Raw genomic sequence first — 26,273 nt, 5'->3', positions numbered from 1 at the left:
GCGGGCGGCCGCGGGCGCGCTAGAAACGCGGATTCTTGCCGAACGGGACCTCGTCGTCCGTCGGTTTTTCGAAGGTGGCGGTATCGCCGTTGAGGTCGGCGACGTGGATCTGCGCGAGCCGCGTCGCCTCTTCGATCGCGATCTGCGCGGACGGAAAGCGCTCGTCGATGGCGATCCGCTCTTCGGCGGCCGCGCCGGGCGGCGGAATCAGCATGTAGCCTATGCTCCAGGCGCCGTCCTGGTTGACCGGATGTTCGATCTGGAAATCCCACTTTGCTTGTTCCATGGTGCCTCCTGTCGACGTTTTTCATGCTACTGCGGTCGATATGGCCCTTAAAAGCAGCAAGGCCGGCGCCACGGCGCCGGCCTTGCGGATGATCGCGCCGTGGCCTAGCCGCGTCTTGCGGTCAGCCACTGCTGCGAGGGCAGCGGCTCGGCGGCGATGCGGATTTCACCGATGCTGCCGAAGAAGCCGTCGCTGCGTTCGCCGTCCCAGGAGCCGGCGCCCACCACCCACGGCATGGCGGCCGACACCGGGGCCAGGCCGGTGGCGTTGCCGGAGTTGCGCAGCGCCGGCGCGCCTTCGATGTACATGATGCTTTCCTTCGCGGCCGGGTCGGCCACCACGGCGATGTGCACCCAGCTGTCGGCCATGATCTCGCCGGACCAGCTGGCCTGCGGGGCGCGCGCGCCCGCCTGCGGCGTGACCACTTCCCACTGGATTTCGCGCAGGCTGGAGACCGCGAACAGCAGCGGCGGCGATTCGCCATCGCCGCCGGAGAAGCCCGGCACCGCGTCGCGCCGGCCGTCGCGGGTCATGATGTTCATCCAGGCGTGCAGGTCGGAACGCCAGTTCTTGTCGATCTTCACGAACGCTTCGACCGTGTAGCCGGTGGCGGCGAAGTCCATGGCGTTGAGCGGCGCGGCGGCGTCGGTCAGGAAGTAGCTCAGGCGCTGGGCGTTCTTGTCGGTGTTGGCGAATTGCACCGAGCCGGGGGCGGCAGACAGGAAGTGCTTGTCGTCGCTCCAGCGCACGTCTTCGAGCTGCGCCGTGCGCACGCCGGGTTCGGCGTTCAGGGCCGCGCGCCGCAGCGGGTTCTGGCCGGCGCGGTCCTCGATGACCTGGCCGGCCGCCACGGCCTGTCCGGCCGCGCCGCCGGTGAAGCGCCAGTGCGCCACGGTGCTGGCCACCTTGGGATAGTCCTCGGGATCGGCCGGGGCGCGGGCGACCTCGACCTCGGGCTCGGTGTAGCCGGCCAGTATCATCGCGCTGGCGGCCTCCACCAGCGAGCCGCGCAGCTGCGCCCCGGGCTTGAACTGCTTGTTGAATCCGGAGAAGCGGGCGGCGAAGTCCATCTCGATGGTGAACTGCTCGTTGGCCGTCTTCAGCACGGCCTGGTCGAACTGCGTCAGGGTGTCGCGCGGCTTTTGCACCACCCACGGCGAGAACGACAGCACGTGGATCTGGTTGTGGGTCAGGTCGAATTCATACAGGCGCATCAGGCCGTTGCCGCCCTGGTAGGCCATCTGGTAGTCGACCACCATGATTTCGACCTTGTTGCCGAAATCGTTGACGCGGGTCTGGTGCGCCGCGCCGTGATGGTGGCCGTTGAGCGTCATGAAGATCTGGTCGTTGTCGCGGATCAGGCGCTCCCACAGCATGTTGCCGTAGGCCGTCTCCAGCGGGCTGACGCCGTCGCGGTCGATGTTCAGCAACTGGTGGTTGACCAGGATGACGGGCAGGCCGGGATTTTCCTGGATGACGCGGCGCGCCCACGCGATGCCGTCGTCCGAGATGCGCCACGACAGCGACAGCACCATGAACTGCTGCCCCTCGGCTTCGAACACGTGGTATTCGTGGAAGCCGCTGGCGTCGCGGCCGCGGAAGGTGCTCATGCGCTTGGCGCGGGCGGGGTTGAACCATTGCAGATAGGGCTCGTCGGCCAGCACGCGCTGGGCTTCGGTGCCGCTGGCCTGGCTGGAGGCGTCCACGTATTCCAGCGAACGGAGCACGTCGTGGTTGCCGGCCAGCACCGAGTACGGAACCTTGGCCGTTTCCAGCACCCGCATGGCCTGGTCGGCCACTTTCCACTGGTCGGGCTTGCCGGCCTGGTCCACCACGTCGCCCAGATGGGTCACGAAGGGAATGTTCAGCGCGGCCGCGTTGGCGGCGATCCAGTAGGTCTGCGCCATGTAGGGTTCGCTGCCGAACTTGCGGCTGTACTGGCTGCTTTCCGCCAGCGTGGCGTAGCGGGCGTAGAACTGGGTGTCGGGCAGCACCGCCAGCGCGAAGCGCGAACCCTGGGTGGCGTCGGGGCCGGGTTCGGGCTGGGGCTGCGGCGTTTCGCCGCCGCTCTCGCCGCCGCCGGCGGCGGAATCGTCATCGTCGTCGTCGCCGCCGCAAGCGGTCAGCAGCCCCGCGCCGGGGATCAGCGCCGCGGCCAGGCCGCCGCGGAGGAAGTTGCGGCGCGTGGGCGCCGGCAGGCCGGTTTCGTCATCGAAGGTGGACATCGCAAATCCTGAGTGCACGTGAAAGGCCGCATTTATATTCGTGCGGAGTGACGCGCCAATGACAGGATTTGTCCTAGATAACGATGAGGCTCCGGCTTCAGCCCAGGTGCTCGACGTTGCCGCAGACCGATATGCTCTGGCCGCTGATCATCGCGCCTTCGTCCGAGCACAGGAAGGCCACCTGGTTCGCGATGTCCTCGGGACGGGTCATGCGCCGCAGCGATACGCCGGACAGCAGCTGCGCGCGCATCTCGTCGTTGCTGACGCCGCCGGCGGCGGCGCGCGCGGCGATGATGCGTTCGACCCGTTCGCCCGCCACCACGCCGGGCAGCACCGAATTGACGCGGATGTTGGACGGGCCGAGCTCCATGGCCCAGGTCTGGGTCAGGCCGGCCAGCCCGAACTTGCTGGCGCTGTAGGGCGTGCGCAGCGAAAATCCAAGACGGCCGGCCACCGAAGAGATGTTGACGATGGAACCGCCGCCGGCCGCGCGCAGCATCGGCACCGCGCTGCGCGCGCACAGGAAGGTGCCGGTCAGATTCACGTCCAGCGTGTTGCGCCAGGCCTCCAGCGTGGTGTCTTCGAGCCGGCTAGTGGGGCCCGAGACGCCGGCGTTGTTGACCAGCACGTCGAGCCCGTCCCATTTGTCCTTCAGCACGCCGAACAGGGCCTGGACCTGCGCTTCGGAAGACACGTCCGTCACGCTCATGCCCAGCCCAGGATGGCCGTCGGCGGCGGCGCGGCAGGCGGCCTCGTCCACGTCGCAGGCGTGCACTTCGGCGCCGGCCTGCAGGAACCGGCGCGCGATCGCCAGCCCGATGCCGTTCGCGCCCGCGGTGACCAGGACGCGCTTGCCCTTGAGCGATGCATTCATGGTGGGGGTCTCCGTCATGCCGCGAATTCGGGCCGCACGCCGCCGGCGCGCGGCAGTCCCATGATCTCCCGCGCTTCGGCGGGCGTGGCCGGCTCCATGTCGAGTTCGCGGATGATGCGCACGATTCTCTCGGTCAGCTGCACGTTGGTGGCCAGCTCGCCGTGGCGGTAGTACAGGTTGTCTTCCAGCCCGACCCGCGCATGGCCGCCCAGCAGCAGCGCGCTGATGTTGGCCTCCAGCTGCGAGGGGCCGATGCCGCTGACGCAGAACACACTGTTTTTGGGCAGCAGGTCCACCATCATCTGCAGGTGGCGCGGCGAGAACGGCATGGCGTTCTGGAAGTTGCGGTGCACGTTCATGACCAGGTTGATGAAAGGCGGGCCGTCGTCCAGGCCTTCGCCGATCAGCGTGGCGGCGTCCTGGATGATGTGTGTGGGGCTGAAAACCTCCCATTCCGGCTTGATGCCGCGCGCCTTCATGCCGGCGGCCAGTTCGCGCGCGCGGCTCAGCGGCGTGTTCATCAGGTACTCGCGGCCGTCGAAGGCCAGGTTCAGCGTGGTGGCGTCCAGCGTGCACATTTCCGCGCCCGCGTCCATGCCCTTGAGCCGTTCCTCCCACAGGATCTCCCAGGTGCCGGGCGTGGTCTCCCTGACCATGTCGCCGTGCACGCCGCCGCCGGTGGAGTTGTTCAGCACGATATCGCAGCGGTCGCGGATGAGCCGGTTCATCTCGCGGTAGATCGAGGCGTCGCAGGTGGCCTGGTCGTCGGGCCGGCGGGCGTGCAGGGCCGCCACGCTGGCGCCGGCGTTGTAGCAGCGGTAGACGTCCTCGGCGATTTCGCGGGGCTGGGTGGGAAGATGGGGATTCTGGCTCTTGAACGCCATGCCGCCGGTCGGGGCGATGGTCACGATCACTTTGCGTTTTGCCATGGCGTGCTCGCTATTTCCACAGGGCGCAGCGGCTTTCCGACTGCTTGGTGAAGGCTTCGTTGCCGTCGATGGTGCGGACGACCTTGAAATAGTCCCAGGGTTCCTTGGACTGCTCCGGCGTCTTGACCTGCAACAGATACATGTCGTGCACGACACGGCCGTCGGGCCGCACCACGCCGTTCTTGATATACATGTCGTTCAGCTTGTTCGCGCGCAGGTGGGCAAGCACCTTGTCCGCGTCGTCGGTGCCGGTGGCCTTGACCGCGCGCAGGTACTGCAGCGCGGCCGAGTAGTCGGCCGCCTGCAGCGAGGAGGGCATGGCCTGCTGGCGCTTGTAGAACTCCCGGCCCCAGGCGCGGGCGTCGTCCGAGGCGTTCCAGTACCAGCTGTCGGTCAGGTACATGCCCTGGGCGGTGGGCAGGCCCATGGCGTGGACGTCGTTGATGAACATCATCATGCCGGCGAGTTTCATCGTCTGGGTGACGCCGAATTCGTTGGCCGCCTTGATCGCGTTGATGGTGTCGGCGCCGGCGTTGGCCAGGGCCAGGATTTCGGCCTTGCTGCTTTGCGCCTGCAGCAGGAACGAGGAGAAGTCGGCCGACGACAGCGGATGCTTGACCGCGCCCAGCACGGTGCCGCCGCCGGCCTCGATCACGGTGGTGGTATCGGCCTGCAGCGCGTGGCCGAAGGCGTAGTCCGCAGTCAGGAAGTACCAGGACTTGCCGCCGGCCTTGACCACCGCGCCGCCGGTGCCGCGCGCCTGGGCGACGGTGTCGTAGGCGTAGTTCAGGGTGTAGGGCGTGCACTGCTCGTTGGTCAGCGCGGGCGAGCCCGCTCCCACNGAAGGCGTAGTCCGCAGTCAGGAAGTACCAGGACTTGCCGCCGGCCTTGACCACCGCGCCGCCGGTGCCGCGCGCCTGGGCGACGGTGTCGTAGGCGTAGTTCAGGGTGTAGGGCGTGCACTGCTCGTTGGTCAGCGCGGGCGAGCCCGCTCCCACCACGATGATGGGCTTTTTCTTGTCGGCGGCGACCTTGGACATGGCCAGCGCCGTGCTGGAATTCGTGCCGCCTATCAGCATGTCCAGGCCGCGCTGGTCGAACCATTCGCGCGCCTTGGCCGAGGCGATGTCGGGCTTGTTCTGGTGGTCGGCCACCAGCAGCTCTATTTTCTTGCCGTCGATCGCGCCGCCCATTTCCTCTATGGCCATCCTGATGGCCTGGGCGCCGCCGGGGCCGTCCGGGCCCGAATACACGCCGGAAAGATCGGTGATGAAGCCGATGCGGATGACGTCATCCGAGAACTGCGCCTGCGCGCCGCCGGGCGCGGCCAGCAGGAGGGCGCCGCAGGCGGCTGCGGCGGACATCGCGTGCGACATTGACAACATTCATGTCTCCTCTTATGTTTTTTGGCCGATGAGCATTCTTATTCTGTGGTCGGACCCGCCGCGCGGACAGTCACCATGGTGACAAAGAAGCCTAGGGTTTACCTGGGCGGGCGCCACAGCCTGATGAGGAAATAATGGGCATGGCGTCTGCGGACAAGGGGGACCAGCCATTGCGCGCCGGGCCACGTCAGGCGCAGGCGGCGGTGGACAGGATGCTGGAGGTGGTGCCCTGGTATAACGGCCTGCCGCCGGCCGAGCGCCAGGAGATCCGCGCCGCGCTGCGCGTGGTGTCGCTAAGGAAGGGTGAATACCTGTTTCGCGCGGGTTCGCGCTCGCCGGGCTGGTACGGCGTGGTGGACGGCCTGGTGAAGTGGTCGTCCAGCGGCGCGCAGGGAAAGACGCTGTCGCTGGCCGGCTTCAGCACCGGAAGCTGGTTCGGCGAGGCCACCATGATCCGCGGCGCGCGTTTCGAGTACGAAGTGATGGCCTTGCGGCCGAGCCGCGTGGTGGTGCTGCCGCGCGACCTGTGCGAACGGCTGTGGAAGCAGAACATCGCGTTCACCCAGGCGCTGATGCTGCATCTGGCGCAGCGCGTGGACTGGCTGATGGCCAGCTATTGCGGCAATGTGCTGCTGGACGTGGACACGATGGTGGCGCGCGCGGTGGCGGCGCAGCTCGCGGCGGAATCGCACTCCGACACCGGCGGGCGCCTGAAGATCTCGCAGGAAGAAATCGCCAGCCTGTGCGGCGTGTCGCGTCAGCGCTGCAACGCCGCCCTGACGCGCCTGGCGCGCGCCGGCGTGCTGCAGACGCGTTACGGCGGGCTGACCATCCTGGACCGCGACGCGCTGCATCAATACGCGCAGATCGGACGCGGAGACGGGCCGGAAAATCTGCCGTAACCTGTTCACATGACCGATTCAGATGCTACGCGGGCGGTTTCGCCGTCCAATCGCTACGACAAGATGGAGTGGGCGGGCGCCTTCGGCGACCTGGGCACCCTGATTCCGTTCATCGCGGCCTATATCGGCGTGCTGGGCATGGACCCGTTCGGCATTCTGTTCGCCTTCGGGGTGTCGATGCTGGCTTGCGGCCTGTATTACCGCACGCCCATTCCGGTGCAGCCCATGAAGGCCATCGGCGCCGCGGCCTCGATCCAGGCGGTGCAGACGGCGGTGGTCACGCCGGGCGCGGTGCAGGTGGCCGCGCTGGTGACCGGGCTGGTGTGGCTGGCGCTGGCGCTCAGCGGCGTCATGCGCCACGTGGCGCGCTGGGTGCCGGCCACGGTGGTCTACGCGATCCTGCTGGGGCTGGGCGTGGGCTTCATGCTGCAGGGCGTGAAGATGATGCACGGCGACCTGCTGGTGGCCCTGGCCGCGGGGGCGATGGCGCTGGCGCTGCTGCGCAGCCGGCGCATGCCCGCCATGTTCTGTCTGCTGCTGTTCGGCGCGGCGCTGGGGCTGTGGCGCCAGCCCGAGCTGCTGGACCGCCTGCTGGCGACGCCGCCGGCCCTGCGCCTGCCGCAATGGACGCTGTCGGAGGTGGGCTGGGATCAGGTGTTCGTGGCCATCGTGCTGCTGGTCCTGCCGCAGATTCCGCTGACGCTGGGCAACGCCATCCTGGCCATCAGCCACGAGAACAACCGGCTTTTTCCCGAACGCCCGGTGTCCGAGGGCACGATGGCTTTTTCCACGGGGCTGATGAACCTGTTTTCCGGCCTGAGCGGCGGCGTGCCGATGTGCCACGGCGCCGGCGGCATGGCCGGCCACGTCGCGTTCGGCGCGCGCACCGGCGGCTCGGTGGTGATACTGGGCGGGCTGCTGCTGGCGCTGGCGCTGTTTTTCAGCGGCGCGGTGGCGACGCTGTTCGAGCTGTTTCCGCCGGCGGTGCTGGGGGTGCTGCTGTTCATCACCGGCCTGCAGCTGGCGGTGGGCAACGGCGCGCTGCCCGAGGCGCGCGAGGAACGCGCCGTGGTGCTGGCCGGCGCCGCCGTCTGCATCTGGAACGTGGCCGCCGGCTTCCTGCTGGGCTGTGCGCTGCACTACGCGGTGCGGCGCGGCTGGCTGCGCCTGTAGACGGACGCCAGCCGCTATACTGGCGCCATGACCGCAAGGCCGCTCGCTCAGCGGCCGGAACTCGTGAGTACGATGATAAATAAAAGCCAAATCACTGGGTTGATCCTGGCCGGCGGACGAGGCAGCCGCATGGGAGGCGTGGACAAGGGCTTGCAGAATTTCCAGGGCATCCCCCTGGCCATGCACGCCCTGCTGCGCCTGGGGCCGCAGGTCGGCGAGATCATGATCAACGCGAACCGCAACCTGGCGGCCTACGAATCGCTGGGCGCGCCGGTATGGCCCGACGCCAGCGCCGATTTCGCCGGGCCGCTGGCGGGCTTCGCCGCCGGGCTGGAGCGCTGCGAAACCGAATACCTGGTCACCGTGCCCTGCGATTCGCCGCTGTTTCCGCCGGACATGGTGGAGCGGCTGGCGGCCGGGCTCGAGCACGCCGGGGCCGACATCGCCATGGTGGCCACGGGCGAGGGCGGAGCGGTCCGCGCGCAGCCGGTGTTCTGCCTGCTCAAGACCTCGCTGCTGGGCAGCCTGCTGGCGTTTCTCGACAGCGGCCAGCGCAAGATCGACGTCTGGACCGCCAGCCATGTCTGTGTCGAGGTGCTGTTCGAGGACGCGCACGCGTTCGCCGGCGCCAACACCCTAACCGAACTGCAGCAGCTTCAATCATGAGCACCGATCGTCCCGCGACCCTCGCGGCCATCGCTTCCTGTGTCGATGGCTATGACCCGAACGCCCTGCCCATCGGGCAGGCGCGCGAATTCATCGACCGGCTGGTGCCGCGCCTGAGCGCCACCGAGGTGCTGCCGTTGCGCGCCGCGCTGGGCCGCACGCTGGCCGCCGACATCATCTCCGACATCGACGTGCCGGCGCACGACAACTCCGCCATGGACGGCTACGCGCTGCGCGGCGCCGACCTGCGCGCCGACGGCGACACCGTGCTGCGCATCGCCGGCAGCGGACGCGCGGGCGAGAATTTCACGGGCCAGGCCGGGCCGGGCGAATGCGTGCGCATCATGACCGGCGCGGTGATGCCCGCCGGGCTGGACACCGTGGTGCCGCAGGAATTCGTGCAGGTGCAAGACGGCGCCATCGCCGTGCCCGCGGGCATGCTGCGCGCCGGCGACAACCGCCGCCTGGCCGGCGAGGACCTGGCGCGCGGCGAGCCGGCGCTGGCGGCAGGGCGCATATTGCGGCCCGCCGACATCGGCATGCTGGCCTCGCTGGGCCGCGGCGAGGTGGCCGTGCGCCGCCGCGTGCGCGTGGCGTTCTTTTCCACGGGCAGCGAACTGCGCTCCGTCGGCCAGCCGCTGGACGAAGGCTGCGTCTACGACAGCAACCGCTACACGCTGTGGTGCATGCTGCAGCGCCTGGGCGTGGAAGTGCTGGACATGGGCGTGGTGCGCGACGACGAGGCCTCGCTCGAAGCCGCCTTCGCCGCCGCGGCCGCCAACGCGGACGTGGTCATCACGTCCGGCGGCGTGAGCGTGGGCGAGGCCGACTACACCAAGAAAGTCATGGCGCGCCTGGGCGACGTGCTGTTCTGGCGCATCGCCATGCGGCCGGGGCGGCCGCTGGCCATCGGCCGCATCGGGCAGGCGATCCTGTTCGGCCTGCCGGGCAATCCGGTGGCCGTGATGGTCACTTTCTACGCCCTGGTGCGCGACGCGATCCTGGCCATGGGCGGGGCCGCGCCGCAGGCCCTGCCGCTGCTGCGCTGCGTGACGCCCAAGGCCATCCGCAAAAAGCCCGGCCGCACCGAATACCAGCGCGCCATCGTCACGCGCGCCGAGGACGGCGGCTGGCAGGCGCACATCACCGGTTCGCAGGGCTCGGGCATTCTGCGCAGCATGAGCCAGGCCAACGGCCTGCTGGTGCTGGGGCACGAGCAGGGCGACATCGCCGCGGGCGCCTACGTGGACGTGCTGCCTTTCGACGGCTTGATCTGAGGCGCCGCATGACCCGAGTGATAGGTTTCGCCGGATGGAGCGGCGCGGGCAAGACCCAGCTGCTCACGCGCCTGATTCCCGTGCTGAAGGCGCGCGGCCTGAGCGTATCCACGCTCAAGCATGCCCATCACGCCTTCGATATCGACCACCCGGGCAAGGACTCCTACCAGCATCGCGAGGCGGGCGCCTGCGAGGTGCTGGTGGCGTCTTCGACGCGCTGGGCGCTGATGCACGAATTGCGCGGAGCGCCCGAGCCGGGGCTGGGCGAGCTGCTGGGCCATATGCGCGCGGTGGACCTGGTGCTGGTCGAGGGCTTCAAGCGCAGCCCGCACCTGAAGATCGAAGTGCACCGGGCCGCCAACGCCAAGCCCTGGCTGTATCCGGACGACCCCAGCATCGGCGCCATCGCCAGCGACGCGCCGCCGCCTGCCGAAACCGGCTTGCCCTGGGTCGGCCTGGACGACTACGAAGCCGTGGCCGACCTGGTCCAGGCGCATGCCTGGCCCCTGGAAAAGGTGCTGGCGGCCACCGCCGGCGCCTACTGATTCGCGTTGGGGAAGAACAGCTGCTGGCCGTTGATCTTGTAGCTGGCGATGGTGTCCTGGCCGGCCTTGGAGGTGACCCAGTCGGCGAACTTCTGGGCCGCCGCCGCCTTCACGTGCGCATGCCTGGCCGGGTTCACCACCATCACGCCGTACTGGTTGAAGAGCCGCTTGTCGCCCTCGACCAGCACCTTGAGGTCGCCGGGGTTCTTGAAGCTGAGCCAGGTGCCGCGGTCGGACAGCACATAGGCGTCCATCGACGAGGCCATGTTCAGGGCCGGGCCCATGCCGCAGCCGCATTCCTTGTAGCCGCCGCCCTTGTCGTCCAGGCCGGCCTGTTTCCAGTAGCGCAGCTCGGCCGCGTGCGTGCCGCTCTTGTCGCCGCGTGAGATAAAGGGCGCGTTGGCGGCCGCCAGCTTGCCGAGCGCGGCGACGATGTCCTTGCCTTTGGCGCCCGCCGGGTCCGGCGCGGGGCCGATCAGCACGAAGTCGTTGTACATCACCGGATAGCGCTTGACCGCAAAGCCGTCGGCCACGAATTTCTCTTCGGCCGCCTGGTCGTGCACGAACACCACGTCGGCGTCGCCGCGGCGCGCGGTGTCCAGGGCCTGGCCGGTGCCTTGCGCCACCACCTTGACGTCGATGCCGCTGGCCGCCTTGAACGCCGGCAGCAGGTGCGCGAACAGGCCCGACTGTTCGGTCGAGGTGGTCGAGGCCATGGTGATGGTCTCGGCCCGCACGGGAAGCACGGCGAGCGCGGCCGCCAGGCCGATGAGGGCGACGCCGCAGCGCAAGGGTTTGAGCGGATTCATAGGATACGTTCTCCTTTGAGGAACAGGCTTGCGGTTTCGGGCAGGGGGCCGTTGAAGAAATCGTGCACGGGCAGATCGACGAGCACCCGGCCGTGGTCCAGGTAGATGACGCGGTCGGCCAGGCGCTGCACCTGGCCCAGGTTGTGGCTGGCGAAGATCATGGTGGCTGCTTTTCCGGTGGCCGATTCGTCGGCGCTGAACCGCTGCATCAGGTTCTCGACCTCGCGCTTGGAGTGCGGGTCCAGGCTGGCGGTGGGTTCGTCCAGCAGCAGGGCTTCGGGGGCTTGCGCCCAGGCGCGCGCCAGCGCCAGGCGCTGCTTCTGCCCGCCGGACAGGCTGCGCGCGTTGCGCTCGGCCAGCTCGCTCATCTCGACCTGGCGCAGCGCCTGGGCGGCGCGCTCGCGCGCCTGGCCCCAGCGCGTGCCGCGCAGCCACAGCCCGAGCGCGACGTTGTTCAGGGCCGAGGCGCGCAGCATGTAGGGGTGCTGGAACAGCATGGCCTGGCGCGTCGTGGGCAGGCAGCGCGCGCTTCCGGCGCTGGGGCGGGCCAGGCCGTGCAGCACGCGCAGCAGCGTGCTCTTGCCGCTGCCGTTGGCTCCAACCAGCGCCACGCGTTCGCCGGCGGCGATGCTCAGGCGCACGCCGCGCAGGGCCTGCACGGCGCCGTAGCGCAGGTCCACGCCGTCCAGGTCGAACAGCGCGTTCATAGCGCCTCGCGCGCCAGCGCGGCGGCGACGCCGGCGTCGCGCTGCTCGTGCCAGCGCCGCGCCATGGCACCCAGGACGTTGAGCGCGAGCACCACGGCCAGCAGCACCAGGCCCAGCGCCATCGCCATCGGCAGGTCGCCCTTGCTGGTTTCCAGCGCGATGGCGGTGGTCATGACGCGGGTATAGCCGTCGATATTGCCGCCCACCACCATGACCGCGCCGACCTCGGAGATCGCGCGCCCGAAGGCCGCGATCACGATGGTGACCAGGGCGAAGCGTTCGTCCCACAGCAGCAGCAGGCCGCGCAGCGGCGGCGGCGCGCCCAGCGAACGCAGCTGTTCGCCGTGGTCGGCTTCGGCGTCGCCCACGGTCTGGCGCACCAGCGCGGTGACGAAGGGCAGCACGAGTATGGTCTGGGCCAGCACCATGGCCTTGAAGGAAAACAGCCAGCCCAGGAAACCCAGCGGGCCGGAGTGCGACAGCAGCAGGTAGACGATCAGGCCGACCACCACCGAGGGCAGGGCCAGCGACGTGTTGAGCAGGGTCAGCACGGCCGGCTTGGCGCGGAAGTTCACCACGCTCAGCCACGCGCCGGCGGCCATGCCCAGCGTACAGGCCAGGATACAGGCCGTCACGCTGACGGCGAGCGAGCGCCCGACGATGGCCAGCAGCGTAGAGTCGAGCGAAACGATGAGCCGCAGCGCAGTCTGCACGCTCTCCGTAAGAGTATTCATGCGTGTTGTCCCTGTCTCCCCGGACGAGGGTATCGCATGCCTTGGCGCCGAGCCATATGAAGGGAATTGCATAGCGCCGCACGCGGCTTTGCGCTACGCTTTCCTGCAACCCGTTCCCGGGTTTTCGAGGCAGTTTTAAGGCATACTACGCCGCCGTGCACAGCATAGAACTCACCTATCTGCTGGGCGCCCAAGGCGCGCAACCAGCCCAGATCCGCAACGCCCTCATGGACCTGTTGTTCGCGGTGCGCGAGCACGGGTCGATCTCGGCCGCGGCCAAGGCCCTGGGCCTGTCGTACCGTCACGTCTGGGGCGAACTGAAGCGCTGGGAGCAGACGCTGGGCCGCACCCTCATCGTCTGGGACAAGGGCCAGCCCGCGCGCCTGAACGAATTCGGCGAAAAGCTGCTATGGGCCGAGCGCCAGGCGCAGGCCAGGCTGGCGCCGCAGATCAGCGCGCTGCGCGCCGAGCTGGAGCGCACCTTCGCGGTGGCTTTCGACAACGCCGCCCACGTGGTGCCGCTGTACGCCAGCCACGACGACGCGCTGGCGGCGCTGCAGGAATACGCGGTCGCCTCGGCCAAGCTGCACCTGGACGTGCGCTACGCCGGCAGCCTGGACGCGATCAGCGCGCTCAACGAGGGGCGCTGCGTGATGGCCGGCTTCCATGCCCGCCAGCAGCCGCCGCCCGGCTCGCGCAGCGAGCGGGCCTACAAGCCGCTGCTGCGGCCGGGGCTGCACAAGATCATCGGTTTCGCCCAGCGCGACCAGGGCCTGATCGTGCCGCGCGGCAATCCGCGCCGGCTGCGCGGCGTCGCGGACCTGGCGCAGCCGGGCCTGCGCTACGTGAACCGGGCGCTGGGCACGGGCACCCGGGTGCTGTTCGACGAGCTGCTCGAAGAGGCCGGAATAGACCCCCGCGCCGTCGACGGCTACCAGCGCACCGAGCCTTCGCACAAGGCGGTGGCGCATGCGGTGGCCTCGGGCAGCGCCGACGCCGGCCTGGGCATCGCCTCGGCCGCCGTGCGCGAACGGCTGGATTTCGTGCCGCTGGTGCGGGAGAACTATTTCCTGGTGTGCCTGAAGTCCACGCTGGAGCAGCCGTCCACGCTGGCCTTGATGGAAATCCTGCGCAGCGCGCAATGGCAGGCGCTGCTGGCGGGAATGCCGGGGTATACGCCTACGGATAGCGGGCAGGTGTTGTCGCTGCGGCGGAGCCTGCCTTGGTGGGATTTCGGGGGGAAGCCGAAGCGGCGGTGATCAGGCGGCCCCGACCCGCTCCCCCGCCAATTCCGGCTGCAACCGCAGCCGCTCCGGCGCCGTATAGCAGATGAAGCGCTTGTTGATCGCCCGTCCGATCGCGCACAGCCCCAGCTGCTGGGCGATTTCATAACCCATCTGGGTGATGCCGCTGCGCGAGACCACGATGGGCACGCCCATCTGCGCGGACTTCATCACCATTTCGCTCGTCAGCCGCCCGGTGGTGTAGAACACCTTGTCGGCGCCGTCCTGGCCCTGCGCGCCCTGCAGCCACATCCAGCCGGCGATGGTGTCGATGGCGTTGTGGCGGCCGACGTCCTCGACGAACATCAGCATGTCGGCGCCGCGAAACAGCGCGCAGCCATGCACCGAGCCGGCCGATTTGTAGGTGGTCTCCTGCAGCCGGATGGCGTTGAGCAGGCCGTAGAGCTCGTCCTGGCCCAGGCGCGCCTCGGGCGCCAGGCGGATGCTGTCGATCTCTTCCATCAGGTCGCCGAACACGCTGCCCTGGCCGCAGCCGGTGGTGACCACGCGCTTTTTGGTGCGGGCCTCGATGTCGGCGATGCCGTTGCGGGTTTCGACGGCGGCCGCGTTGACCTCCCAGTCCACGGTCACGCTGACGACTTCGTCCAGCCCGCGCACCAGGCGCTGGTTGCGCAGGTAGCCCAGCACCAGCAGCTCGGGCAGGGCGCCCAGCGTCATCAGGGTGACGATTTCGCGGCGGTCCACGTAGACGGTCAGCGGCCGTTCGGCCGGGATCGACAGCGCCTCGCGCCGGCCGTGTTCGTCTATCACCCACACCTCGCGGGTCAGCGGGGCGCGGGCGGCGGTCATGCGGGGCAACGGCGCGGTCATCGGTACGGAATCAAGGCTTGGGCTTGCTGTCGGCGGCGGGCGTGGCGGTGCTGGGCGGCTGGGTGGCCGTGCCGGCGGGCGAATGCGCGCCGGAGGTCTCGCGCGGTTTTTCCTCGGGGCGCACGTAGGCGAAAGGCCCCGGGTCCTGGCAGCCGGCGGTGGCCACGGGCGGACGCGGAGTCTTGCCGGCGGCCTTGGCCTGCGCGTAATACGCGGCTGCCACGCGGTCCTGCGCCTGGCAAAGCCGGTAGGCGTCCACCTTGGCCGACCAGGCGGCCTTGGCCGCGGTCTCGTCGGCGCGGGCCTTGGCCTCGGCGCTGGGCGGAGGCAGCTTGGCGTAGGCCGCCGGCACGGCGGCCAGCGCGATCAGTATTGCAGCGAGCTTTTTCATGCGGGCTCCTGGTGGCGGGCCGTCAGACGCCGGCCGGGCGGGTGGGGCGCGTCTTGGCGCCTTTGTCCGGCGTGCGCTGCGCGGGGATCTTGCCGGCCTCGATGTCGTCGTACCAGAGCTGATGGTGCTCGCGCGCCCAGGTTTCGTCGACGTAGCCGGTCTTCATGGCCTTGAACGCGCCCTGCATGCCTATGGTGCCGAGGTAGATATGACCCATGATCATGCAGGTCATGAGGACGACGGACACCGCATGGACCATGTGGGCGATCTGCATGTTGCCGCGCGAATAGTCCAGGTCGGGCACCACCTTGTCCAGGAACAGGCCCGACACCACCGCGATCAGACCCAGGAACAGCATGCCGCCCCAGAACATGATCTTCTCGCCGGCGTTGAAGCGGTGCGAAGGCACGTGCGTGGCGCGCAGCAGGCCGCCGCCCTTCTTGAGCCAGATCAGGTCGTAGCGGCGCGGGATGTTGTCCTTGATGAAGGTCAGCAGCACCACCACCAGCGACACCGCGAACACCGGCCCGACGAAGTTGTGGACGGTCTTCAGCACCCAGGTCATCCAGCCGTACAGCGCGCTGCCCATGATGGGCAGCAGGAAGAACTTGCCGAAGGCCATCACGATGCCGGACAGCGCCAGGATCACGAAGGCGGTGGCGTTGACCCAGTGCGCGGCGCGCTCGAAATACGTGAAGCGTTCGATGCGCCGGCCGGTGGGGGCCTCGTGCACCTTGATGCTGCCCTTGGCCAGGTAGAACAGCACGATGGCGACCAGCATGATGAGCAGCAGGCCGCCGCCGTACGGAATGATCCAGTTGTTGCGCACCTGGCGCCAGGCCTCGCCGGCGGTGGTGTAGTCCGAACCGGGGTACTGCACGAAGCGCTGGATCAGCACGCCGGCCTCGGGCGCCTGGCTGCGCGGCAGGCTGGAATAGCCGGGTTCGCCGGAATTGACCTGGCGCCACATCGGCGCGTTGTTGCCCGGCTGCACCTTGGCGCGTTCGGCGTTGGTCTGCTCGGCATAGCCCGGCAACTCGTTGGCGTCGGGCTTGACCTCGAAGATGTTGGCGCTCTGGATGTTGCCCAGGCCGCCGCCGGCGGGCGCCGCATTCTGGGCGGCCGCCGGCGCCAGCGCCGCCAGGCCTATCACCAGTGCCGCGAGTAGTGACCGTATCATGGCAAGCTCCCGATCAATGCACGCGCGTGTATTCGTTCTGGCCACGCTGCGTGCGGGTCTTCAGCTCTTGCTGCCAACTGTTCTTGTCGCCGGGTTTCCAGCCGGAAGCCACGAAATTGCTGCCCGTGCCGTCGTAGTAGGGCTTGCCGGCATTATTGTTCTTGCCGGTCATCAGCGCCTGCGACGGTTCGCTGCAGGCCGCGAGCAGCGCGACGGCGGCCAGCAGGGATATGCGCGCAATCATCATGGCTTGGCCTTTGCAGGTTGCTGCTGCTGTTGCTGGGACGGCTGGCCGGCCTGCTGCGAGCCGTAGGCGGTGCCCCAGCCCCAGACTTCGGCGCCCTTGCCGCGCTGCACCACGCGGTTGCGGAAGATGTCGGCCACCACGTCGCCGTCGCCGGCCAGCAGCGCCTTGGTCGAGCACATTTCGGCGCAGGCCGGCAGCTTGCCTTCGGCCAGGCGGTTGCGCCCGTACTTCTCGAACTCGGCCGCGCTGCCGTGTTCTTCCGGGCCGCCGGCGCAGAAGGTGCACTTGTCCATCTTGCCGCGCACGCCGAAATTGCCCTCGGAAGGGAACTGCGGCGCGCCGAAAGGACAGGCGTAGGAGCAGTAGCCGCAGCCGATACAGGTGTCCTTGTTGTGCAGCACCACGCCTTCGTCGGTGCGGTAGAAGCAGTTCACCGGGCACACCGCCATACAGGGCGCGTCGCTGCAGTGCATGCAGGCCACCGAGATCGACTTCTCGCCGGGCACGCCGTCGTTGAGCGTGACCACGCGGCGCCGGTTGACCCCCCAGGGCACTTCATGCTCGTTCTTGCAGGCGGTGACGCAGCTGTTGCACTCGATACACCGTTCCGCATCACAGACGAATTTCATACGGGCCATGGCGCTCTCCTTAAGCCTTTTCTATGTTGCAGATGGTGGTCTTGGTTTCCTGCATCATCGTCACGGAGTCGTAGCCGTAGGTGGTGCCGGTATTGACCGCCTCGCCGCGCACGATGGGCGCGGCGCCTTCCGGGTAGTGGGCCAGCATGTCCTGGCCCTGCCAGCGGCCCGAGAAGTGGAACGGCATGAAGGCGGTGTCGGGGCCGACGCGCTCGGTGACCAGGGCCTGCACGTTCAGGCGCGCGCCGGTGGGCGTGTGGACCCAGCAGCGGTCGCCGTTGCGGATGCCGCGGTCGGCGGCCGCCTTGGGGTTGAGCTCGACGAACATTTCCTGCTGCAGCTCGGCCAGCCACGGGTTGGAACGCGTTTCCTCGCCGCCGCCCTCGTATTCGACCAGGCGGCCCGAGGTGAGGATGAGCGGGAATTTCTCGTACAGCTTCTCGGCCACGTTCTTCTGCTGCAGCGAGGTGTACAGCGTGGGCAGGCGCCAGAAGGTCTTGAGGTCGGCCTGGGCCGGGTATTTCTCGACCAGGTCGGGCCGCGTGCCGTAGATGGGCTCGCGGTGCTGTGGGATGGCGTCGGGGAAGTTCCAGACCACGGCGCGCGCCTTGGCGTTGCCGAACGGGTAGCAGCCGTGCACCTGCATGACCACGCGGATGATGCCGCCGGACGGGTCGGTCTTCCAGTTCTTGCCTTCGGCCGCGGCTTTTTCCTCGGCGGTGAGGTCGTCCCACCAGCCCAGCTTCTTGAGCAGCACGTGGTCGAATTCCGGATAGCCGGTGGTCAGCTCCGCACCCTTGGAGTGCGAGCCGTCCTCGGCCAGCAGGTTCACGCCGTCGCGCTCCACGCCGAAGTTGGCGCGGAAGTTGCCGCCGCCGTTCATGACGTGCAGGCTGGTGTCGTACAGGTTGGCCGTGCCCGGGTGCTTCAGGCTGGGATTGCCCCAGCAGGGCCAGGGCAGGCCGAAGTAATCGCCGGTCAGGTCGTAGCCGGTCTCGGCGTCCTTGCCGCCCTTGGCGCGCAGCGTCTTCACGTCGAACATCTGCATGTTGCGCATGTGCGCCTTCAGGCGTTCGGGGCTCTGGCCGGTGTAGCCGATGGTCCAGCAGGTGGCGTTGATCTCGCGCAGGATGTCCTCGACCACCGGCTCGTCCATGTCCTTGACCTTCTGCATCTTGTAGTTCTTGCAGAGTTCCTTGGCGAACCCGAGTTTCTCGGCAAGCTGGTACATGATCATGTGGTCGGTGCGGCTCTCCCACAGCGGCTCGATGACTTTCTCGCGCCATTGCAGCGAGCGGTTCGAGGCGGTGCAGCTGCCGTTGGTCTCGAACTGGGTCGCCGCCGGCAGCAGGTACACGGCGCGGTTGGGATTGAGGTCTTCCGGCTTGCCGGGCATGGCGGCCATGGCGGCGGTGGCCGACGGATAGGGATCGACCACCACCAGCAGGTCGAGCTTGTCCATGGCGCGCTTCATTTCCAGCCCGCGGGTCTGCGAGTTGGGCGCGTGGCCCCAATAGAACACCGCGCGCAGGTTGGTTTCCTGGTCGATCAGGTCGGGGTTTTCGAGCACCCCGTCGATCCAGCGCGACACGGTGATGCCGGGCTTGGTCATCATGCCCGGCGAGGCGTAGCGGCTCTTGATCCAGTCGTAATCCACGCCCCAGGTATGGGCGAAGTGCTTCCAGGAGCCTTCGGCCAGGCCGTAGTAGCCCGGCAGCGAATCCGGGTTGGGGCCCACGTCGGTGGCGCCCTGCACGTTGTCGTGGCCGCGGAAGATGTTGGCGCCGCCGCCGGACTTGCCGACGTTGCCCAGCGCCAGCTGCACGATACAGGAGGCGCGCACCATGGCGTTGCCGATTGAGTGCTGGGTCTGGCCCATGCACCACACCAGCGTGCCGGGGCGGTTCTCGTGCATGGTCTTGGCCACCTGGTACATGGTCGCCTCGTCTACGCCGCAGGCGTCCTGGACCTTGTCGGGCGTCCATTTGGCCAGGACTTCGGCCTTGACCTTGTCCATGCCGTAGACGCGCGCATCGATGTAGGCCTGGTCTTCCCAGCCGTTCTTGAAGATGTGGTACAGCAGGCCGAACAGGAAGGGGATGTCGGTGCCCGAGCGGATGCGCACGTACTGGTCGGCCTTGGCCGCGGTCCGGGTGAAGCGCGGATCGACCACGATCATCTTGCAGCCGGTTTCCTTGGCGTGCAGCATGTGCAGCATCGACACCGGGTGGGCCTCGGCCGCGTTCGAGCCGATGTACAGCGCCACCTTGGCGTTCTGCATGTCGTTGTACGAATTGGTCATGGCGCCGTAGCCCCATGTATTCGCAACGCCGGCCACGGTGGTCGAGTGGCAGATGCGCGCCTGGTGGTCGCAGTTGTTGCTGCCCCAGAAGCTGACGAACTTGCGCAGCAGGTACGACTGCTCGTTGTTGTGCTTGGAAGAGCCGATCCAGTACACCGAATCCGGGCCGCTTTCCTTGCGCAGCTGCATCAGCTTGGCGGTGATTTCCTGGTAGGCGGTGTCCCAGCTGATGCGCTGGTACTTGCCGTTGACCAGCTTCATGGGATAGCGCAGGCGGTGCTCGCCGTGCCCGTGCTCGCGCACCGAGGCGCCCTTGGCGCAGTGCGCGCCCAAGTTGATGGGCGAATCGAACACCGGCTCCTGGCGCACCCAGACGCCGTTCTCGACCACGGCGTCGACCGCGCAGCCGACCGAACAGTGGGTACAGACGGTGCGGCGGACTTCGATCTTGGTGTTGCCGACGGCCACGCCGTTCTTGCCCTCGGCGGCCTGCGCGCGCGTGAGCAGCGTCAACTGGCCGGCGGCCAGGCCGGCGCCCACGCCCAGGCCGGAACGGCGCAGGAAGGCGCGCCGGTCCATGGTGGGCAGGGCCTGGGCCATGCCGCGGCGCAGGCTCTGGACGAATCTGGACTCGGAGCCGCCGGCGGCTCCGCTGGTTTTCTTGGTCAGCAACATGCCGGGCTCCCTATCAAACGAGGGTGGTCTTGTAGTAACGCTTGACGTGTTCGCTCAGCCTGTAGCCGCCGCCCTTCTCGGGCGCGGCCTGGGGCTGCGCGGCGGCGGGTTTGGCCTGTGCGCCGGGGAGAACGGCGACGCCGACTGCGGCGGCGCCTAGCGTCGCCGAACCCGCGAAGAATTTGCGGCGCGAACGATTGGTCGGGCTTTGCGACATGGCTCGTCTCCTGGCTTCTAGGTATGAAATTCTTTGCATAATGTACCCCGTGACCCCAGGCAGGACAACCGCCGTACGGCCCGGGCCCGATTGCGCCGCAGCATCGGCGCGTCCTATGTTGCGTGCGCGGCTAGCCCAGCATGTCGAAACCCTGGGCCTCGACGCTGGCGTAGGCCTGGCAAAAGGCGGCCGCCCGTGCATAGAAGCGCGCCGCCGGATGCGCGGCGATGGCGGCGCACATATCGTCGATCCAGGGCTGCACGTGCGCGGCGAAGAACTCGCGCTGGCGGCTCAGGTTCGACACGCCGGCGTCCTCGCCGGCGATCAGGTAGCGCATGACCTCGAACAGCACGGCGATGTGGTCCTCGGTTTCGGACACCGCCGAGCCGCGCGCCAGGCCCAGCGCCTGCAGGTCGTTGCGCAGGCCGACCAGCGGCTTTTCGTTGAGAAAGCCCGTCAGGTAATGCGAGCCGAACAGATAGACCTCGGGTTTACCCATGCCGCCGAACAAGGCGTCGTATTCGGCCGCGATGGCGTCGTCGCCCATCGCGCGGGCCTCGGCCACCAGTTCCTGCCAAGGCGCCTCCAGGAAACCGCCGGCGTCTGGCGCGTGCGTTTCGGCCTGGCGCAGCGCCTGCAGCAGTTCGGGCGGCGGGGGCGCGTAGAACAGCTGGGCCAGCAGGCCGTACAGTTCGGCGCGGGCGACTTCCTCGTCGAAATCCGACGGGGGCATGATGGCGGCGGATGCGGGACCGGTCATAGTTGGGTGATCTTGGTTTCGTTTTCGGACGAGTACAGCTCGATGACGCGGCAGTCGCCGCACATCTTCAGGCGTTCCAGCGCCGCGCCCTGGAACATGGCGTGGCCCGCCAGCCTGCCTATCATGGTCTCGACCCCCTTGAGCGTGCCGAAGGGCTTGTTGCAGCGCACGCAATGGAAGGGCTGGGTCTCGTTGACCACCACGGCTTCCTTGCGCTGCGGGGTCAGCAGCAGGCGCGGCGTCAGCGTGATGGCCTGCTCGGGACAGGTGGTGACGCACAGCCCGCACTGCACGCAGTTCTTTTCCAGGAAGCGCAGCTGCGGCGCCTGCGGATTGTCCATCAGCGCGCTGGACGGACAGGCGCTGACGCAGCTCATGCACAGCGTGCAGCGCGCGCTGTCGACCTCCAGCCCGCCCAGCGGGGCGCCCGCGCCGGGCGCGCCGGCCGGCAGGGCGATGGCCTGCGGCAGCGGCGCGGGGGCGTGCGCAATCAGGTGGTCCAGCGCCAGGTCCAGGGTGCTGCGTTTTTCGGGCGCGAGCGCGTGGCGGGCGCGCGCGGCCGGCGCGGCGGGTTTGCCCGCGGCCAGGGCCTGCAGGCTGCGGTCCAGGTCGGCCGGTTCGGCGGCCTCGGACACGCGCAGCAGGTGCAGGTGCCGGCCTTCGTAGCCCAGGCCGTTGAGCAGTGCCTGGGCCGTTTCCATCTGCGCCTCCAGCCCGTCCAGGTATTGCGGCGCCTCTTCGCCGGTGGTCATCACGGCGATCTGGCTGGTGCCATAGGCCACGGCCGACAGCCACAGGTCCAGGCCCAGGCTGGCGGTGTGCCACAGCGCCAGCGGAATCACGTTGGCCGGCACGCCGTGGGCCAGCCCCAGGCCGGCTGCGCGGCCCAGGCGCTCGATCATGGCCTGGCCGCGGTCCTGGCTGTGCAGCAGCACGATGGCGTCGCGTCCGCCGGCCTGCGCGTAGGTCGACAGCAGGGTGCGCAGGCGCGCGCCCTGGTCGGTGATGCGCGGATAGCTGTAGCTCATCGCGCCGGTGGGACAGACGGTGGTGCAGGCGCCGCAGCCCACGCAGAGGTTGGGATTGACCTTGACCTGCTGGTTGCGGATGTCGCTGGAGATGGCCTCGGCCGAACAGATCTGCACGCAGGCGTCGCAGCCCACGGTGGCGTTGCGGCTGTGGGCGCAGAGCTTCTGCTTGTAGTCGAAGAACTTGGGCTTTTCGAATTCGCCGACCATGTCGCGCAGCCGCAGCAGCACCGAGGGGTCGGCGCCGTCCCAGGTGAAATAGCCCTGGGGCGGGGCATGGCGCGTGAACAGGGGCTGCGCGCCCAGGTTCAGCACCAGGTCGAAGGTCTCGGCGCCGGTCTGGGGCGGGCGGTCGAAGTCGATCGCGCCCGCCACCGTACAGGCCGCCACGCAATCGCGGTGCGAGCGGCACAGGCCGGCGTCGATCTGGTAGTCCAGCCCGATCGCGCCTTCCGGACAGGAGGCCAGGCAGGCGTTGCAGCGGGTGCAGAGATCCAGGTCGATGGGGTTGTGCTGCGTCCATTGCACTTCGAACGCGCCCAGCCAGCCGTTCACCGCGTCCAGCCGGCCCGACAGGACCGGAAAGCGCCGGCCCTGCGCGCCGCCGCGTTCGCCCTGGCCCTGGGCGAAAATAGTGACGTTCAGCACGTCGTCGAGCAGGGCGCCGGCCTGTTCGGCCCGGTCCAGCGGCCCGACGATCAGCAGCCGGCCCGCGCTTTTGTAGGTGACGGTCGGCACCGGATCGGGATCGGGCAGGTGCGCGGCCGCCAGCAGCGCGGCCAGCTTGGGCATGGCCTGGGCGGCGTCGCGGCTCCAGCCGCCGGTCTCGCGGATGTTGACGAACTTCACGGGCGCGACGGCGCCTTCGGTGGCCGCGCCCAGTTCGCCGAACAGGCGCTGTTCCTGGGTACAGGCCACCACCACGTCGTCGCCGCCGCGGATGGCTTGCTGGAAGGCGCCGGCCTCGCGGCGGCACAGCGTGGAATGCAGGTGCAGGTTCTCGCCCAGCGCCTGGCCGAGCGCATCGGTGGCCAGCGGCATGGTGCGGTTGCAGTCGCAGATGAGTGTCGTCATGGCTTGGTTCCTGCGGCCGGCGCCGGCACGGCGGCCGGCGCTTCGGCGGTGGGATCGGCGGCGCCGGAATCGGCGGGCAGGGCGGGCGCGGCTTCGGGCGCGGGGTTTTCAGTGACGGCGTCGGTCAGGGCCGAGGCGGCGCAGCGCGCTTCTTCCTCGAAAAAGCCCAGCACCCGCGAGACCGCCATCTTGCGCAGCGCGGATTGCGGCAGCGGCGCCAGCTGCGAATAGTCGTCTATATACACGTCCAGCCCGTCCATCACGTTGTAGTGCGGATCGGCGAACAGCTTCTTCAGCGCCGCGTTCTTGACGTCGGGCGCCACGCCCTGCGTGACGAAGCGGCTGAAATCGGAATCGGCGGTGAGCTTCAGCACGTCGTCCATGGTGGGCAGTTCCGGCTCGGCCGGCGCGGCCTCGGGAAGTCCGGCCGGCGGCGTCGCGGCTTCCTGCGCCGGGACGGGCGCTTCAGCGGCGGGCGCGGGTTCCTCGGGGCCGCCTTCGCGAGCCTCGATCTTGCGGCGCGACCAGCGCTGCAGAAAGCCCTGATGACGCGTTTCGCTCATGACGGATCGCCGCCGAATTTCTTGACGGTGCTCACGGAGGCAGGATTGCCGAAGCGGTCCTGCAGGGACTGGAAACTGACGGGGCGGCGGCGGCGCTTGGGCTCCGGCACGTAATAGGCGGCCACGAAGGCCTGCAGCCAGGCCACGATGGCCGGCGGCGCCGGCACCTGCTCCACGGTTTCCTGCGCGTCCAGCCAGCGCCCGGCGTCGTGGTAGCTCAGGGTGACGATTTCGGGGCGCGCCAGCGGCTCCGCGGCCACGCTGGGGCTTTCCTCCATGCGCCACAGCACGAACCAGCACGGCGCGGGCGCCGACGCGTTGAGCAGATAGCCCTCGGCGTCGTCCTTGAACAGGCGCACGGTGAAGCCGGGATGCAGCCAGCGTTCCTGGGTTTCGTCGCGGTACAGCAGGCGCGGCGCCGCGCCGAAGCCCGGCTCGTTGGCGACCACGTCTTCGAGCACCCAGCGCCAATCCTGCCAGCGGCTCATGGCGCCGGTGATGCGTTCCTTGCGCATCACCACGGCGGTCTCCAGCGTCAGGGGCAGGGAGTCGGTTTCCATGGCGCGCCCCGCCTCAGGCCCGCTTGATGGCGATGGACGAGAACCTGGAGGAATAGTCCTTGTCCATGCCGGCCACGGCGACGGCCACCTGCCGCGCCAGCGATTTGTACAGCCCGGCCACCTCGCCGTCGGGATCGAACACCACCGAGGGCCGCCCGCTGTCGGCCTGCAGCCGGATGTTGATGTCCAGCGGCAGCGCGCCCAGGTAGGCCAGATCGTAGTCGGCCGCCATTTTCTGGCCGCCGCCCGAGCCGAACACGTGCTCGACGTGGCCGCACTGGCTACAGACGTGCACCGCCATGTTTTCGACCACGCCCAGGATGGGCACGCCGACCTTCTCGAACATCTTCACGCCCTTGCGCGCGTCCAGCAGCGCGATGTCCTGCGGAGTGGTGACCACCACCGCGCCGGTGACCGGCACTTTCTGGCTCAGCGTGAGGTGGATGTCGCCGGTGCCGGGCGGCAGGTCGACGACCAGGTAATCGAGGTTCTTCCAATTGGTCTTGCGCAGCAGCTGTTCCAGCGCCTGCACCGCCATCGGACCGCGCCAGATCATGGCTTCGTCGGGGTCGACCAGAAAGCCGATCGACATGACCTGCACGCCGTAGTTCTCCAGCGGCTCCATGGTGTCGCCGTCTTCGCTCTGGGGGCGGCCTTCGATGCCCATCATGAGGGACTGGCTGGGGCCGTAGATGTCGGCATCCAGCAGGCCGACCCGCGCGCCCTCGGCGGCCAGCGCCAGCGCCAGGTTGACGGCCGTGGTGCTCTTGCCCACGCCGCCCTTGCCGGAGGCCACGGCGATCACGTTCTTCACGTTGGGCAGCAGCGCGACGCCGCGCTGCACCGCGTGCGCTTCGATCACGCTATGAACGTTGACCGAGACGTTCTGCACGCCGGGCACCGACTTGGCCGCGCCGATCAGTTCGCGGCGCAGCGCCGGGATCTGGCTCTTGGCCGGGTAGCCCAATTCCACGTCGAACGAGACATCGCCGTCGGCGCCGATCTCGAGGTTCTTGATCGCGCGCGACGAACCGAAGTCCTTGCGGGTATTGGGGTCCAGGCAGGCTTGCAGCGTATTGAGCAGGATATCTGAGGCAACCATCGGGCTTCTATATATATAAAGGGTGACCTGGACGACCCATCTTAGCAGAGGGCGCAGTGTGCAGCGACGCGCCGCATCCCTGCATGATGCCGCTCAAACCAGGCAAGTCCAAGCGCCGCGGCGCGACGCTTCCCTAGGGTTTTCCCTGCACGCGCGCGGCTTCGATCAGATGGCGCGTGGAATGGGCGACGAACGGCGCGCCCCGGCGCATGCGGCGGTCCATTTCGCGCAGCCGGTCGAGGTATTTGGCCACCGAAAAATCGGGCACCCACCACACGCATTTGCGCAGGATCCAGATGACCGCGCCCACGTCGTGGAACGCCATGCGGCAACGCGCGCTGCGCAGCTCGACGATGGACAGCCCGGCCTCCCGCGCGGCGGCCGCTTCGTCCGCGGGGTCGCGCAGCGCGCGTTCGCGCGGCAGCGGCCCGAGGAAATATTCGATCAGCTCGAACGCCGAGGCCGGGCCCACGTGCTGCGCGAAATAGCGGCCGCCCGGCGCCAGCACGCGATGGATCTCGCGCCAGTCGGGACATACCGGGTGCCGCGCGCTGACGAGGTCGAACGAGGCGTCGGCAAACGGCAGCGGCGCGCCCGCGGCCACCTGCACGACGTCGACGCCGCGCGGCGCGAGCCGCGCATGCGCCTGGCGCGCATTGGGAGGCCAGGCTTCGGTCGCGCACATGCGCGGCGGAAAGCGCGGCGCTTCGGCCAGGACTTCGCCGCCGCCCGTGTCCAGGTCGAGCGCGGAGCGCGCCTGGGCCAGGCGCTGCGCCAGCAGGCGAGCATAGCCCCAGGGCGGGCGTTCCTCGGTGGCGCGTCCGGCCAGCCAGCCGAATCCCCAGCCGGTGACGTCGGCGGCTTCGGCTTCGGCGACGAGTCGGTCAAACGGTTTCATGGCGTCGAGCTT

26 protein-coding genes and 2 pseudogenes are annotated in these 26,273 nt (G+C 68.7%); 6 read left to right on the top strand and 22 right to left on the bottom strand.

The window, feature by feature from the left end; all coding sequences use genetic code 11:
* Positions 1-19: 19 nt before the first annotated feature.
* The 6 genes and pseudogenes from C1I89_RS17230 to C1I89_RS17205 all read right to left on the bottom strand — a co-directional run.
* A complete protein-coding gene (locus C1I89_RS17230) occupies positions 20-286 on the bottom strand; it encodes a hypothetical protein (RefSeq protein WP_102773892.1) in 267 nt (88 codons plus the stop codon).
* A gap of 104 nt (positions 287-390) precedes the next feature.
* The gene (locus C1I89_RS17225) at positions 391-2,511 is read right to left on the bottom strand and encodes a LamG-like jellyroll fold domain-containing protein (protein WP_102773891.1); all 2,121 of its coding nucleotides are present in this window, start codon (positions 2,509-2,511) and stop codon (positions 391-393) included.
* Between the two features lie 97 nt (positions 2,512-2,608).
* On the bottom strand, positions 2,609-3,385 hold the full coding sequence (locus C1I89_RS17220) for an SDR family oxidoreductase (protein ID WP_102773890.1): 777 nt from the start codon (positions 3,383-3,385) through the stop codon (positions 2,609-2,611).
* A gap of 14 nt (positions 3,386-3,399) precedes the next feature.
* Positions 3,400-4,314, bottom strand: a complete 915-nt coding sequence (locus C1I89_RS17215; protein WP_102773889.1) for a 3-keto-5-aminohexanoate cleavage protein — start codon at positions 4,312-4,314, stop codon at positions 3,400-3,402.
* A 10-nt stretch (positions 4,315-4,324) separates the two neighbouring features.
* Positions 4,325-5,155 (bottom strand): annotated as a pseudogene (locus tag C1I89_RS17210) (ABC transporter substrate-binding protein); the annotation flags it as partial.
* A 13-nt stretch (positions 5,156-5,168) separates the two neighbouring features.
* Positions 5,169-5,690, bottom strand: a pseudogene (locus tag C1I89_RS17205) (ABC transporter substrate-binding protein); the annotation flags it as partial.
* 149 nt (positions 5,691-5,839) lie between these two features.
* Here C1I89_RS17205 and C1I89_RS17200 point away from each other — a divergent pair.
* From C1I89_RS17200 to mobB, 5 genes are all read left to right on the top strand, one after another.
* On the top strand, positions 5,840-6,601 hold the full coding sequence (locus C1I89_RS17200) for a Crp/Fnr family transcriptional regulator (RefSeq protein ID WP_258231465.1): 762 nt from the start codon (positions 5,840-5,842) through the stop codon (positions 6,599-6,601).
* A gap of 9 nt (positions 6,602-6,610) precedes the next feature.
* The gene (locus tag C1I89_RS17195) at positions 6,611-7,774 is read left to right on the top strand and encodes a putative sulfate/molybdate transporter (protein WP_258231464.1); all 1,164 of its coding nucleotides are present in this window, start codon (positions 6,611-6,613) and stop codon (positions 7,772-7,774) included.
* Positions 7,775-7,846: 72 nt separating this feature from the next.
* The gene (gene mobA, locus C1I89_RS17190; protein ID WP_102773888.1) at positions 7,847-8,440 is read left to right on the top strand and encodes a molybdenum cofactor guanylyltransferase MobA; all 594 of its coding nucleotides are present in this window, start codon (positions 7,847-7,849) and stop codon (positions 8,438-8,440) included.
* A complete protein-coding gene (moeA, locus tag C1I89_RS17185) occupies positions 8,437-9,717 on the top strand; it encodes a molybdopterin molybdotransferase MoeA (protein ID WP_102773887.1) in 1,281 nt (426 codons plus the stop codon). The genes mobA and moeA overlap by 4 nt, the downstream gene beginning before the upstream one ends.
* An 8-nt stretch (positions 9,718-9,725) precedes the next feature.
* Positions 9,726-10,262, top strand: a complete 537-nt coding sequence (gene mobB / locus C1I89_RS17180) for a molybdopterin-guanine dinucleotide biosynthesis protein B (protein WP_102773886.1) — start codon at positions 9,726-9,728, stop codon at positions 10,260-10,262.
* Here the strand turns inward: mobB and C1I89_RS17175 are convergent.
* From C1I89_RS17175 to C1I89_RS17165, 3 genes are read right to left on the bottom strand one after another with little or no spacing between them, the layout of a single operon-like run.
* The gene (locus C1I89_RS17175) at positions 10,256-11,071 is read right to left on the bottom strand and encodes a substrate-binding domain-containing protein (RefSeq protein ID WP_102773885.1); all 816 of its coding nucleotides are present in this window, start codon (positions 11,069-11,071) and stop codon (positions 10,256-10,258) included. The genes mobB and C1I89_RS17175 overlap by 7 nt on opposite strands.
* Entirely contained in the window at positions 11,068-11,778 is a 711-nt protein-coding gene (locus C1I89_RS17170) for an ABC transporter ATP-binding protein (RefSeq protein ID WP_102773884.1), read from the bottom strand. Before C1I89_RS17170 ends, C1I89_RS17175 begins: the two co-directional genes overlap by 4 nt.
* Positions 11,775-12,512 carry an ABC transporter permease gene (locus C1I89_RS17165; protein ID WP_102773883.1) on the bottom strand — a complete coding sequence of 246 codons (738 nt, stop codon included), beginning with the start codon at positions 12,510-12,512 and terminating at the stop codon, positions 11,775-11,777. Before C1I89_RS17165 ends, C1I89_RS17170 begins: the two co-directional genes overlap by 4 nt.
* A 155-nt stretch (positions 12,513-12,667) precedes the next feature.
* Between C1I89_RS17165 and C1I89_RS17160 the strand changes: the two genes are divergently transcribed.
* A complete protein-coding gene (locus tag C1I89_RS17160; protein WP_102773882.1) occupies positions 12,668-13,771 on the top strand; it encodes a substrate-binding domain-containing protein in 1,104 nt (367 codons plus the stop codon).
* Here the strand turns inward: C1I89_RS17160 and C1I89_RS17155 are convergent, their stop codons facing one another.
* The 13 genes from C1I89_RS17155 to C1I89_RS17095 all read right to left on the bottom strand — a co-directional run bounded on the left by C1I89_RS17155 (position 13,772) and on the right by C1I89_RS17095 (position 26,261).
* Positions 13,772-14,626, bottom strand: coding sequence for a formate dehydrogenase accessory sulfurtransferase FdhD (locus C1I89_RS17155; protein WP_102773881.1), 855 nt, complete (start codon positions 14,624-14,626; stop codon positions 13,772-13,774). It lies immediately after the preceding gene.
* A 10-nt stretch (positions 14,627-14,636) separates the two neighbouring features.
* A complete protein-coding gene (locus tag C1I89_RS17150; RefSeq protein WP_102773880.1) occupies positions 14,637-15,017 on the bottom strand; it encodes a hypothetical protein in 381 nt (126 codons plus the stop codon).
* Between the two features lie 22 nt (positions 15,018-15,039).
* The gene (locus C1I89_RS17145; RefSeq protein ID WP_102773879.1) at positions 15,040-16,197 is read right to left on the bottom strand and encodes a formate dehydrogenase subunit gamma; all 1,158 of its coding nucleotides are present in this window, start codon (positions 16,195-16,197) and stop codon (positions 15,040-15,042) included.
* A 13-nt stretch (positions 16,198-16,210) separates the two neighbouring features.
* On the bottom strand, positions 16,211-16,441 hold the full coding sequence (locus C1I89_RS17140; protein ID WP_102774160.1) for a hypothetical protein: 231 nt from the start codon (positions 16,439-16,441) through the stop codon (positions 16,211-16,213).
* The gene (gene fdh3B / locus C1I89_RS17135) at positions 16,441-17,082 is read right to left on the bottom strand and encodes a formate dehydrogenase FDH3 subunit beta (protein WP_102773878.1); all 642 of its coding nucleotides are present in this window, start codon (positions 17,080-17,082) and stop codon (positions 16,441-16,443) included. The genes C1I89_RS17140 and fdh3B overlap by 1 nt, the downstream gene beginning before the upstream one ends.
* A 10-nt stretch (positions 17,083-17,092) precedes the next feature.
* Complete coding sequence (locus C1I89_RS17130) at positions 17,093-20,059, bottom strand: formate dehydrogenase subunit alpha (protein ID WP_102773877.1); 2,967 nt, start codon at positions 20,057-20,059, stop codon at positions 17,093-17,095.
* A gap of 13 nt (positions 20,060-20,072) precedes the next feature.
* Positions 20,073-20,276, bottom strand: a complete 204-nt coding sequence (locus C1I89_RS17125; protein ID WP_102773876.1) for a formate dehydrogenase — start codon at positions 20,274-20,276, stop codon at positions 20,073-20,075.
* 130 nt (positions 20,277-20,406) lie between these two features.
* Positions 20,407-21,036, bottom strand: coding sequence for a TorD/DmsD family molecular chaperone (locus tag C1I89_RS17120; RefSeq protein WP_102773875.1), 630 nt, complete (start codon positions 21,034-21,036; stop codon positions 20,407-20,409).
* Positions 21,033-23,138 carry a 4Fe-4S dicluster domain-containing protein gene (locus tag C1I89_RS17115; protein ID WP_102773874.1) on the bottom strand — a complete coding sequence of 702 codons (2,106 nt, stop codon included), beginning with the start codon at positions 23,136-23,138 and terminating at the stop codon, positions 21,033-21,035. Before C1I89_RS17115 ends, C1I89_RS17120 begins: the two co-directional genes overlap by 4 nt.
* Complete coding sequence (locus C1I89_RS17110; RefSeq protein ID WP_102773873.1) at positions 23,135-23,701, bottom strand: DUF3306 domain-containing protein; 567 nt, start codon at positions 23,699-23,701, stop codon at positions 23,135-23,137. The genes C1I89_RS17115 and C1I89_RS17110 overlap by 4 nt, the downstream gene beginning before the upstream one ends.
* Entirely contained in the window at positions 23,698-24,261 is a 564-nt protein-coding gene (locus C1I89_RS17105; protein WP_102773872.1) for a DUF3305 domain-containing protein, read from the bottom strand. The genes C1I89_RS17110 and C1I89_RS17105 overlap by 4 nt, the downstream gene beginning before the upstream one ends.
* A 13-nt stretch (positions 24,262-24,274) precedes the next feature.
* Positions 24,275-25,363: an iron-sulfur cluster carrier protein ApbC gene (apbC, locus tag C1I89_RS17100; RefSeq protein ID WP_102773871.1), complete on the bottom strand. Its 1,089-nt coding sequence runs from the start codon at positions 25,361-25,363 to the stop codon at positions 24,275-24,277.
* 133 nt (positions 25,364-25,496) lie between these two features.
* Positions 25,497-26,261, bottom strand: coding sequence for a class I SAM-dependent methyltransferase (locus tag C1I89_RS17095; protein ID WP_102773870.1), 765 nt, complete (start codon positions 26,259-26,261; stop codon positions 25,497-25,499).
* Between the last annotated feature and the right edge of the window lie 12 nt (positions 26,262-26,273).

Source organism: Achromobacter pulmonis, from assembly GCF_002885955.2.
Lineage (GTDB): Bacteria > Pseudomonadota > Gammaproteobacteria > Burkholderiales > Burkholderiaceae_B > Achromobacter > Achromobacter pulmonis_A.
This window is presented reverse-complemented; position numbering and strand designations above follow the sequence as displayed.